The organism is Candidatus Methylomirabilota bacterium (genome assembly GCA_035315345.1).
Classification (GTDB): Bacteria; Methylomirabilota; Methylomirabilia; order Rokubacteriales; family CSP1-6; genus CAMLFJ01.
The window spans coordinates 22901-33853 of sequence record DATFYA010000174.1 but is presented as its reverse complement, the minus strand read 5'-3'; the positions used below and the strand labels follow the sequence as shown (position 1 = coordinate 33853).

The window sequence follows — 10953 nt, the reverse complement described above, 5'->3', positions numbered from 1 at the left end:
TAGAGCGGATGGCCCGCGGGCGGCGGCTCCTCGGCGAACACGTCCACCGCCGCGCCGGCGATGCGCCGCTCCCGGAGGGCGGAGGCCAGGGCGGCCTCGTCCACGCTCGCCCCGCGGCCCACGTTGATGAAGTACGCCGAGGGCTTCATGCGGGCGAAGGCGCGCTCTCCCATCATCCCGCGCGTCTCGTCGGTGAGCGGCGCGCACAGCACCACCGCGTCCGAGCCGGCCAGCAGCGCGTCGAGCTGACGGTGGCCGAGCCATTCGTCGGGCAGCCGCCCTTCCGGATCCCCGGTGCCGGGCAGGCGGTACCCGTCGTCGGCGCGACGTGACGGATCGCGCTTGAGGGCCAGCACCGTCATGCCGAAGGCCGCCTTCGCGATGCGCGCCAGCTCGCGCCCGATGCTGCCGTAGCCGATGATGCCGAGGGTGGCGCCGCGCACCTCGGCGGGCACGAACAGCTCCCAGCGCCGCTCGTCGGGCGGCCAGCCGCCGCGCTGCTGCCATTCCACCATGCGGGGCACGCGGTGGGCGAGGGCCAGCAGCATGGTCACCGCGTACTCCGCGATGGTGGCCGCGTGCACGCCGCTGGTGGTGGTCAGCGGCAGCGCGGTCTGCGTGTAGAGCGGGTGGTCGGCCAGCGCGTTGACGCCGGCCATGTGCAGCTGCACCCACCGGAGCGCGGGGGCGCGAGCGAGATCGCGCGGCGGGGCGCCCGCGTAGAGCACGTCCACCTTGGAATAGTCGGCGGTGTCGGCGTCGGCCTGCGATACCGAGACCTCCGGGGACACCGCCCGGAGCCGGTCGAGCTGGGTCCGATCGAAGCGCATGGTCACGAGCACGTTGAGCATGGGCGCTATCCTACTGCTTCTTTGACTTCCACCACCGGGCGGGATACCCTCGCCGTGCCCGACACATGGACGACAGCGCGTCCGGCGCGCCTGCCGCGCGGCCGGCGCCACTCACAGAGGAGGTCCCATGCTCGACCGGCTCGATCGCATCCTCTCGTCGCTCCTGGCTCTCGCCCTCGTGCTCTCGGCCGCGCCGGCCGACGCGCAGGGCACGATTAAGATCATGTACACCGATCCCCTCTCGGGTCCGTTCGCCCAGGTGGGCGACCAGAACCTGCAGCAGTTCAAGTACATCATCGACTACATCAACGGGCGCGGCGGCGCGCTCGGCCGGAAGTTCGAGCTGGTCTCCTTCGACAACAAGTCGCAGCCCTCGGAAGCCCTGCTGGCGCTCAAGGCGGCGACCGACCAGAACATCCCGGTGATCATGCAGTGCTCGGGCTCCAACATCGCGGCCGCCCTCATCGAGGGGGTGGACAAGCACAACGAGCGGAACCCGACCAACCGCATCGTCTACGTCAACTGCGGGGCGGTGGCCACCGAGCTGACCAACGAGAAGTGCAGCTACTGGCACTTCCGCATGGACGCGCACGTGGGGATGAAGGCCGAGACCATGGTGCGGGCCCTCCCCAAGGACGTGACCCGGGTCTACCTGCTCAACCAGGACTACCTCTTCGGCCAGTCGGTGCAGCGGGACGTGAAGACCTTCCTCGGCAAGCTGAGGCCCGACGTGAAGGTGGTCGGTGACGAGCTGATCCCCCTCGGCAAGGTGAAGGACTTCTCGCCGTACATCACCAAGATCAAGGCCTCCGGGGCGCAGGCCCTGCTCACCGGCAACTGGGGACCGGACATGACGCTCCTGATCAAGGCGGGCATGGACGCGGGCCTCGACATCCGCTACTACACGATGTACGCCCATCTGGGCGGCGGCGCCACCGCGATCGGGCCCGCCGGCAACGGCAAGGTGCGCTCGGTCATGCCCTTCCACGAGAACATCGCGGTCGAGACCGGCAAGGCCGACACCGAGGGCTGGACCAGGCAGTTCCGCTCCCAGCACGACTTCGACTTCTACGCGGCCGGCTTCCGGACGATCTTCGAGTTCCTCCAGGCGGCCATGAACAAGGCCGGCTCGGCGGACCCGGTGAAGTTCGCGGCCGCGATGGAAGGCCTCACCATCACCGACATGCTCGGGCATCAGGTGACGATGCGGAAGGCCGACCACCAGATCCTGAGCGAGTACTTCGTGGGCGTGTTCACCAAGGGCGTGAAGTACGACTCCGAGAAGACCGGCCTCGGCTGGAAGACCGAGACCACGGTGCTGCCCAAGGACCTCGATCAGCCCAACACCTGCAACATGAAGCGGCCGACGTCGTAACCGGACCGCGGACAACCGCCCCTCACCCCGCCCTCTCCCCTCTCGCCCACCCTCTCCCCTGCGGGGAGAGGGCAGGGTGAGGGGGCGAGGGTGCAGGTGGGGAAACGGCTCTACTAGATGGAAGTCCTGATCGTCTCGCTGCTCAACGGCCTCGTCTACGGCATGTTGCTGTTCATGCTGGCGAGCGGCCTCACCCTGATCTTCTCGATGATGGGCGTGCTCAACTTCGCCCACGCCAGCATGTACATGCTGGGCGCCTACTTCGCGTACTCGATCAGCCGGATCACCGGGTTCTGGCCCGCCCTGGTCCTCGCCCCCGTCCTGTGCGGCCTGCTCGGCGCGATCATCGAGATGTACGCGCTACGGCGCGTGCACAAGAACGGCCACATCGCGGAATTGCTCTTCACCTTCGGGCTGGCCTTCATCATCGAGAAGGGCGTGCAGATGGCGTGGGGCCTGCTGCCGGTGCCGTACCGGGTGCCCGCGGTGCTGGACCACCCGCTGTTCCGCATCTACGGCTCGAACTTCCACGCCTACCGCGGATTCATGCTCTTGATCTCGGCCCTGATGTTCGTGGCCATCTGGCTGCTGCTCACCCGCACCCGCATCGGCCTCGTCATCCAGGCCGCGCTCACCCATCCCGACATGGTCGGCGCCCTCGGGCACAACGTGCCGCGCGTGTTCACCATCGTGTTCGCGGGCGGCTCGGCCCTGGCCGGGCTGGCCGGGGTCATCGGCGGCAACTTCCTGGTGACCGAGCCGTCCATGGCCATCACCATGGGCCCGATCGTCTTCGTGGTGGTGGTGTTCGGCGGCCTGGGTTCCCTCGCCGGCTGCTTCATCGCCTCGCTGATCATGGGGCTCGTGCAGACCTTCGCGGTGGTGCTGGACGTGTCGTTCGCGGATCTGCTCGCGCGCGTCGGACTGCACGTGACCGCGGCCACCCCACTCGCCGAGTTCCTGACGATCCCGCTGCCCCGCGTGGGCGCGCTGCTGCCCTATCTCATGCTCATCCTCGTGCTGCTGGTGAAGCCGCGCGGGCTCATGGGCACGCGCGACACATGAGCGAGCCGCTCGCCCACCCCGCGGCCCGTCCGATCGCCGCGGAGCGGCCGGCCGGGCGGCTGGCCCGGCAGTGGCCGTGGCTGCTCACCCTCGCGGTGGCGGTGCTGGTGCCGTGGCTCTTCTACAACTGGGCGGCGGGACGCCACTCCGGGTTCATGGTCGCGATGCTCAGCCAGATGGGCATCATGATCATCTTCGCGCTCAGCTACAACATGCAGATGGGCCAGGCCGGGCTCCTCTCGTTCGGCCACGCGGTCTTTCTCGGCCTCGGCGGCTACGTCACCGCCCACACCCTCACCGCGGCCCGGAGCGGCCCGCTCTGGCTGCCGCTGGAGATCACCCCGCTGGTCGGCGGGCTCGGCGGGCTCGCCTTCGCCATCGGGCTGGGCTACTTCGCGACCAAGCAGCGCGCCACCGCGTTCGCCATGATCACGCTCGGCATCGGCGAGCTGGTCACCGCGTGCGCGCTCATGTTCCAGACCTTCTTCGGGGGCGAGGGCGGCGTCAGCACCAACCGCATGATCGGCCACAGCCTCTTCGGTCTCGCCTATGCCGCCCCGATCCAGGTCTACTACCTGATCGTGGCGTGGACCGCGATCGCGGTGGCCCTGATGCTCCTGCTCACGCGCACCCCGGTCGGGCGCATGGCCAATGCGTGCCGGGACAACTTCGAGCGCGCCCAGTTCGTGGGCTACGACCCGCGCATGGTGCGCTTCGTCCAGTTCTCCCTCTCCGGCTTCTTCGCGGGCATCGCGGGGGCGCTGTACACGCTGACCTACGAGATCGTGACGTACGACACGGTGGGCGGGGCCATGTCCGCCAACGCGCTGCTCATGACCTACATCGGCGGCGTCGGCGCCTTCGGGGGGCCGGTGATCGGCGCGGTGCTGATCGTGCTGCTCCAGAGCTGGGTGAGCCTGCTCTCCAACTCGTGGCTGGTCTACGCGGGCGTGCTCTTCATCCTGATGGTCACCTTCGCGCCGGGCGGCATCGCCGGCCTCGTGCTCATGCACCAGCCGATCGCGCGCGCCGGGCGGCTCGGCCGGCTCGCCGGGCCGTACCTGCGCCTCATCGGCCCGGGCCTGCTGGTCGCGGTCGGCTTCGTGCTGGCGGTGGAGCTGTGCTCGTTCCTCACCATCGGCGCCGCGCAGGGCAAGACCCTCGCCCTGGCCGGCGTCACCGTCGATCCGCGCCACTGGGGCCCGTGGCTGACCGTCCTGGTCCTGCTCGCGGGCGGCGGCTGGTGGCTGCGGCACGCGGCGCGGAGCTTCGGCCGCGCCTGGACCGCGGTCACCGAGGAGATCAAGGCCGGGGAGAGCCGGCCGTGACCGCGCCCGCGCTGCGGCTCACCGACGTGCACAAGAGCTTCGGCCCGACCGCGGTCATCATGGGGGTGAGCCTCGACGTGGCGCGCGGCACGCGCCACGCCATCATCGGCCCCAATGGGGCGGGCAAGACCACGCTGTTCAACCTGATCAGCGGGCGGTTCCCGGTGTCCTCGGGCACGATCGAGCTGAGCGGGCGGCGCATCGACTCACTCGAGCCGCACCGGATCAACCGGCTCGGCCTCTCCCGCAGCTTCCAGGTGACGTCGATCTTCGCGCGCATGACCGTCTTCGAGAACATCCGCTGCGGGCTCCTGTGGTCGCGCGGCTACCGCTACTCGTTCTGGCACCTGCTGGGCGGCGAGCGCGCGCTGAACGAGCACGCGGCCCGCCTGCTCGCCGACGTGAACCTCGAATCGCGGCGCGACGTGCCGGCCGGGCTCCTCTCCTACGCCGAGCAGCGCGCGCTCGAGATCGGCATCACCATCGCGGGCGGCGCCGACACCATCCTGCTCGACGAGCCCACCGCGGGCATGAGCCGGAGCGAGGCCGACCACGCGGTCGCCCTGATCCGCCGGGTCACCGCGGGCAAGACGCTCGTCATGGTCGAGCACGACATGAGCGTGGTGTTCGACCTCGCCGACGTGGTCACGGTGCTGGTCTACGGACAGGTCATCGCCTCCGGCCCGCCCGCCGAGATCCGGGCCAGCCGCGCGGTGCAGGACGCGTATCTGGGCGCGCCCGCGGAGATCGCTTGATGCTGGCGGTTCGCGATCTCCACGCGTACTACGGCAAGAGCCACATCCTCCAGGGCGTGAACCTGGAGGTGCGCGCGGGCGAGATCGTGAGCCTGCTCGGCCGCAACGGCGTCGGCCGCTCCACCACCTGCAAGGCGATCATGGGGCTGGTCGAGCCGGTCGGCGAGGTGCTGTGGAAGGGCAAGAGCCTGGCCGGGCTGCGCCCCGATCAGATCGCGCACGCCGGGATCGGCTACGTGCCGGAGGACCGCCAGGTCTTCCCCACCCTCACCGTTCGGCAAAACCTCGAGCTGGGCCTCAAGCGCGCGGGACGATTCGGCCGCTGGTCGTTCGACGACATGTTCGCGCTGTTCCCCCACCTCCGGGAGCGGCAGTCCAACCTGGCCGGCGTGCTGTCGGGGGGTGAGCAGCAGATGCTGGCGATGGGGCGCACCCTCATGGGCGATCCCGAGCTGGCCATCATCGACGAGCCCACCGAGGGATTGGCCCCGATGCTGGTGGCCCAGGTGGGCCGCTTCCTCGACGAGATCGCCCGTCGGGGCGTGTCCATCCTCCTGGTCGAGCAGAAGCTCACCATCGCGCTCACGATCTCGCACCGCGTGTACGTGATGGGTCACGGGCGTATCGTGTTCGGAGGCACGCCCGCGGCCCTGGCCGCCAACGAGGCGGTGCGGAAGGAAAACCTGGAAGTCTGATCGAGGAGACGGCACCCATGAAGGCGTCGCGCAAGGGATACAAGCAGATGGTGGACGAGGCGAAGTCCCGCATCACGTCGATCACTCCGGAGGAGGCCAAGGGGCGGCTCGGCCGCGACGAGGTGGTCTTCGTCGACCTGCGGGACGTCCGCGAGCTGGAGCGGGAGGGCATGGTGCCGGGTGCCTTCCACTGCCCGCGCGGGATGCTCGAGTTCTGGATCGACCCCGACAGCCCCTATCACAAGGACATCTTCGCGGGCGACAAGCAATTCGTCTTCTACTGCAACGGGGCGTGGCGCTCCGCCCTGGCCGCCGATGTGGCCCAGCAGATGGGCCTCGAGAACGTGGTGGAGATGGAAGGCGGCTTCACCGAGTGGAAGAAGAAGGGCTTGCCGGTGGCCGAGCGGCCCACCCGGAAGGCGTAGCATGCCGATCCGCTCGTCCGATCACGAGCCGGAGCCGACGCCCGCGCCGGAGCCGGAGCCGCAGCAGCTGCCGATGATGCTGCCGCCGGCCCAGGGGCCGGCGGTCGAGCAGCCGGCCAAGCTGATCCGCATCGCCGCCATGATCCGCGAGCTGCTGCAGGACGTCCGGCAGTCCACCCCCGACGAGGCCGGGCGCAAGCGTCTGCGCGACATCTACGGGCGCGCGGTGGCCGCGCTGAAGGAAGGCGTGTCGAAGGAGCTGCAGGACGAGCTGGAGACGCTGGTGCTCCCGCTGGGCGACAGCCCGAGCGAATCGGAGATCCGGCTCGCCCAGGCGCAGCTGGTGGGCTGGCTCGAGGGACTGTTCCAGGGCATCCAGGCCGCGCTCTGGACCCAGCACATGCAGGCCCGCGCCGAGATCGAGGAGATGCGGCGCCATCGCGGCCTGCCCCCCGGGCCGGGCGGCGATATCGTCCCGCGCGATCCCGGTCAGTATCTCTAGATCCAGCGGGTCAGCAGATCCGACGGGCCGACGCAGAACGGGCGCCCGTGTCGCCACGAGCGCCCGCTCGACCCGGAGCCGGGATCCGCTACCGCTTACTCACCGGCCGTCCTCTTACACGCCCGTCCTGGTCTCTCCGGGCCAGGGAGAGATGGCGGCAATTACCGTGTAAGTCTTTCTGCTTCCCGGATCAGCGCGTCCTCGCTCGGCGTCACCTTGACGCCGTGGGTCGGAAACGCGCGGAGGTGCCGCACCCCTTCGGTTTTCGCGTCGGGCTCGGTGCGGAACATGACTTCGTAACCGCAGTGCGTGCAGGTCATCATGTAGCTGGCCATCGGGTCGGCCCTCCTTGACCGTGGGAATAGAGCAAGTCGGGTGCCATCGCGATCCCGCGGCCGCGAGCGCGCCGAGGCGGTGCTAGAATCCGCGATCATGACGAGCCGACTGATCACCGGCGTGCGGATCCTGGACGGGACGGGCCGCGAACCCTTCGCGGGCTCGGTGCGCATCGAGGGCGACCGGATCGCGGAGGTCTCGCCGACACCGCTGGCCGCGCGACCGGGAGAGCCGGCCATCGACGGACGGGGGGCGACCCTCATGCCCGGCCTCGTGGAGCCTCACGCCCATCTGAGCTTCGCCGACGTGAGCAGCCACGATCTCACGCGCCTGCCCGTGGAGGAGCACGTGCTCGCCACCGTCCGCAACGCGCGCACGATGCTCGACGCCGGCTACACCAGCGCGCTCTCCGCCGCCGCGGCCAAGCCGCGCCTGGACGTGGTGGTCAAGCGCGAGATCGAGGCCGGCCGCATTCCCGGCCCGCGGCTGCTCGCCAACGGCCCCGAGATCACGGTCACCGGCGGCCTCGGCGACACCAACCTGCTCCACCTGCCGCACCACGAGACACCCACGTTCTGCTGGATCGTGGACGGGCCCGACGCCATGCGCCGGGCGTGCCGCCTGCTCGCGCGCGAGGGCGTGGACCTGCTCAAGCTCAACCTCTCCGGCGATCTGGGCACCTCCGCGTGGTCGTCGGAGCTGACCCCGATGACGGCAGCCGAAGTCGAGGCGGCGATGGAGGTGGCCCGGTCCCGCGGGCTCCGGGTCTGCGCCCACTGCCGCAGCGGCGACGCCGTGCGGATGGCGGTCCGGCACGGCGTCGAGATCATCTACCACGCGAACTACTGCGACGAGGCCGCGCTGGACGCCCTGGAAGCCGCGCGCGGCCGCGTCTTCGTAGCCCCGGCGCTCGGCATCACCTACACGCTCAGCCAGGCCAGCGGCCAGTGGGGCGTGACGCCGGCGCGCGCGCGGGAGTTCGAGCGGGAGCTGGCCGCGTCGGTGGAGAGCATCGCCCGGATGCGCGCACGCGGCATCCGCGTCCTGCCCGGCGGCGACTACGGATTCCCGTTCAGCCCGCACGGCACGTACGCCCGCGATCTCTGGCTGTTCGTCAAGGTCCTCGGCTTCTCGCCGATGGAGACGCTCGTGGCGGCCACCCGGCAGGGCGGCGAGATCATGGGCCTGCCGGGGGAGCTGGGCGTGGTGCGGCCGGGCGCGCTCGCCGACCTGCTCCTGGTCGACGGCGACCCCCTCGCCGACATCGCCATCCTGCAGGACCCCAGCGCGATCCGGATGATCATGAAGAACGGTAACTTGCACCGCGCCCCCTGACCACCCGCTCGAAGGAGTCGCCCCGTGATCAGAAAGCTGCCCTCCGGCCGGTACCGTCTCTACTCCCGGAAGAAGGACCCGCGCACCGGACACCGTCGCAACCTCGGCACCTTCAAGACCCGCGCGGCGGCCTTGAAGCACGAGCGCGCGGTGCAGTTCTTCAAGCGCGGGTGAGAACTGCTTCGCCACGGAGCGAATCCGACCCTCCGGAGCCGGGACGGCAAGAGCCCGCTCGATCTCGTGCGCAACCGGCGCGACAGGACCCTGTTCGCCTTGCTCTCGCGCGGGATTCAGGAGTAGGATCACGGCGTCCAGGCAGCTCCCATCTGCCAAGGAGAGTGTCATGCTCGAGCGGCTGATCTCCGGCGACAACCACATCGACCTCACCTACTGTCCCCCCGACCTCTGGTCGTCGCAGGCGCCGTCGAAGTGGAAGCTGCTGGTGCCGCGGGTCGAGGAGCTGGAGGACGGCTGCCACTGGTTCGTGGAGGCGCAGGACAAGGGCATGTGGAACGGCGTCGGGCCCGGCTTCCTCAAGCGCACGCCGGGCTCCTTCGCCCGCATCGACGAGATGGCCGCCTGCGGCTTCGAGTGGGACCACCGGGCCGGCGCCCGGCCCCGGCCCACCACTCCCGAGCTGCGGCTGGCCGATCTCGATCGCGACGGCCTCGACGCCGAGGTGGTCTACGGCTGTCTGATGATCAACGACATGATCGCCAGCGGCGACCGCCGCGCGTGGGCCAACGCGATCTACAACGACTGGGCCGCCGACTTCGCCAGGAAGTCGGATCCCAACCGCATCTTCCCGCTCGCCATCGTGCCCAGCAACGACCCGCAGGTGGCCGCGGCCGAGGTGCGGCGCTGCGCCAAGATGGGGTTGCGGGGCGGCGATCTCGGCTTCAAGTCCATGAGCATCCCGCTCTACCAGCACGAGTGGTATCCGCTCTGGGAGGCCGCCGCCGAGTGCCACTTCCCGATCGCGTTCCACTCGACCGGCTTCAAGGCCCTGCGCGCCCCCGACTCGCCCGCGATGGAGCAGCAGTACATGCTGCAGTGGCGCCTGGTGCGCTCCTCGCTCTTCCAGCTGGACACCATGGAGGTGCTGGTCTCGCTGATCACCTCCGGGGCCTGTGAGAAGTACCCCGACTTCAAGTTCGTGCTCGGCGAGTCGGGCGTGACGTGGCTGCCCTACGTGTTCGACCGCTTCGACACCGAGTACGAGGACCGCGCCCGCGGTCTCGGCTTCTCGATGAAGCCCAGCGACTACTTCCGGCGCCAGGGTTACGTGACCTATCAACAGGATCAGTACCTGGAGCCGATCATCCCGCTCATCGGCGAGGACAACATCATCTGGGGCGCGGACTACCCGCACCCCGACTGCGTGTGGCCGGACTCGCGGCGGCACCTCGAGAAGAACCTCGGCAACCTGCCCGAGCGCGTGCAGCGCAAGATCACCTACGACAACGTGGTCAAGCTCTACAATCTCCGCTGAGCGAAAGGATCCCCATGACTCCCAGCGCGCTCGATATTCCGTCGCTTCAGGGCAAGGTCTCTCCGGAGGAGTGGGCGGTTCGCGTGGACCTGGCCGCCGCCTACCGGCTGGTCTCCCGCTACGGCTGGGAGGACCTGGTCTTCACCCACATCTCGGCCCGGGTGCCCGGCACCGAGGACCAGTTCCTGATCAACCCGTACGGCTTGTTCTTCGACGAGATCACCGCGTCGAGCCTCGTGAAGATCGACCAGCAGGGCCGAAAGCTCGAGGACACCCCGTTCACCGTCAACGCGGCCGGCTTCATCATCCACAGCGCGATCCACGGGGCCCGGCACGACGCCAAGTGCGTGCTGCATACCCACACCCCGAACGGGGTCGCGGTCTCCACCCAGCGCGCCGGCCTGCTGCCGATCTCGCAGCACTCGCTCTTCGTGCTCAATAGCGTCGGCTACCACGATTTCGAGGGCCCCGCGCTCGACGAGGACGAGAAGCCGCGCCTGGTCGCCGATCTGGGCGACAACCGCTGCCTGATCCTCCGCAACCACGGCTTACTGACGGTGGGCGAGACGGTCGCGGACGCCTTCGTGAACATGTACTACCTGGAGGCCTCCTGCCAGATCCAGGTGCGCGCCCAGTCGGGCGGCGGCGAGCTGATCAACGTGCCCAAGGAGGTCATGGACAAGGGCTACGCCAACGCGGCCGCCAACCAGCGCAAGAATGGCGGCCAGGGCAAGCTCGTCTGGCCGGGGCTGCTGCGCCGGCTGGATCGCACCGACCCGTCGTTCCGGAACTGA

12 protein-coding genes and 1 pseudogene are annotated in these 10953 nt (G+C 69.5%); 11 read left to right on the top strand and 2 right to left on the bottom strand.

Annotated elements, in window-relative coordinates; translation table 11 throughout:
• Positions 1–23: 23 nt before the first annotated feature.
• A pseudogene (locus VKN16_22405) lies at positions 24–515 on the bottom strand (NAD(P)-dependent oxidoreductase).
• A 463-nt stretch (positions 516–978) separates the two neighbouring features.
• Between VKN16_22405 and VKN16_22400 the strand changes: the two are divergent.
• From VKN16_22400 to VKN16_22370, 7 genes are all read left to right on the top strand, one after another.
• A complete protein-coding gene (locus VKN16_22400; protein HME96963.1) occupies positions 979–2226 on the top strand; it encodes a branched-chain amino acid ABC transporter substrate-binding protein in 1248 nt (415 codons plus the stop codon).
• Positions 2227–2343: 117 nt separating this feature from the next.
• Positions 2344–3291 carry a branched-chain amino acid ABC transporter permease gene (locus VKN16_22395; protein HME96962.1) on the top strand — a complete coding sequence of 316 codons (948 nt, stop codon included), beginning with the start codon at positions 2344–2346 and terminating at the stop codon, positions 3289–3291.
• Entirely contained in the window at positions 3288–4619 is a 1332-nt protein-coding gene (locus tag VKN16_22390; GenBank protein ID HME96961.1) for a branched-chain amino acid ABC transporter permease, read from the top strand. Before VKN16_22395 ends, VKN16_22390 begins: the two co-directional genes overlap by 4 nt.
• A complete protein-coding gene (locus VKN16_22385; protein ID HME96960.1) occupies positions 4616–5374 on the top strand; it encodes an ABC transporter ATP-binding protein in 759 nt (252 codons plus the stop codon). Before VKN16_22390 ends, VKN16_22385 begins: the two co-directional genes overlap by 4 nt.
• On the top strand, positions 5374–6069 hold the full coding sequence (locus VKN16_22380; protein HME96959.1) for an ABC transporter ATP-binding protein: 696 nt from the start codon (positions 5374–5376) through the stop codon (positions 6067–6069). The genes VKN16_22385 and VKN16_22380 overlap by 1 nt, the downstream gene beginning before the upstream one ends.
• A 17-nt stretch (positions 6070–6086) precedes the next feature.
• Positions 6087–6494 (top strand): rhodanese-like domain-containing protein, encoded by a 408-nt coding sequence (locus VKN16_22375; protein HME96958.1) that lies wholly within the window; start codon positions 6087–6089, stop codon positions 6492–6494.
• A 1-nt stretch (position 6495) separates the two neighbouring features.
• Positions 6496–6996 carry a proteasome activator gene (locus VKN16_22370; GenBank protein ID HME96957.1) on the top strand — a complete coding sequence of 167 codons (501 nt, stop codon included), beginning with the start codon at positions 6496–6498 and terminating at the stop codon, positions 6994–6996.
• A 161-nt stretch (positions 6997–7157) separates the two neighbouring features.
• Here the strand turns inward: VKN16_22370 and VKN16_22365 are convergent, their stop codons facing one another.
• Complete coding sequence (locus VKN16_22365; GenBank protein HME96956.1) at positions 7158–7331, bottom strand: hypothetical protein; 174 nt, start codon at positions 7329–7331, stop codon at positions 7158–7160.
• A 97-nt stretch (positions 7332–7428) separates the two neighbouring features.
• Between VKN16_22365 and VKN16_22360 the strand changes: the two genes are divergently transcribed.
• From VKN16_22360 to VKN16_22345, 4 genes are all read left to right on the top strand, one after another.
• Positions 7429–8667 (top strand): amidohydrolase family protein, encoded by a 1239-nt coding sequence (locus VKN16_22360; GenBank protein ID HME96955.1) that lies wholly within the window; start codon positions 7429–7431, stop codon positions 8665–8667.
• Positions 8668–8691: 24 nt separating this feature from the next.
• Entirely contained in the window at positions 8692–8841 is a 150-nt protein-coding gene (locus VKN16_22355) for a hypothetical protein (GenBank protein ID HME96954.1), read from the top strand.
• A gap of 169 nt (positions 8842–9010) precedes the next feature.
• Entirely contained in the window at positions 9011–10159 is a 1149-nt protein-coding gene (locus VKN16_22350; GenBank protein HME96953.1) for an amidohydrolase family protein, read from the top strand.
• 14 nt (positions 10160–10173) lie between these two features.
• On the top strand, positions 10174–10953 hold the full coding sequence (locus tag VKN16_22345; GenBank protein ID HME96952.1) for a class II aldolase/adducin family protein: 780 nt from the start codon (positions 10174–10176) through the stop codon (positions 10951–10953).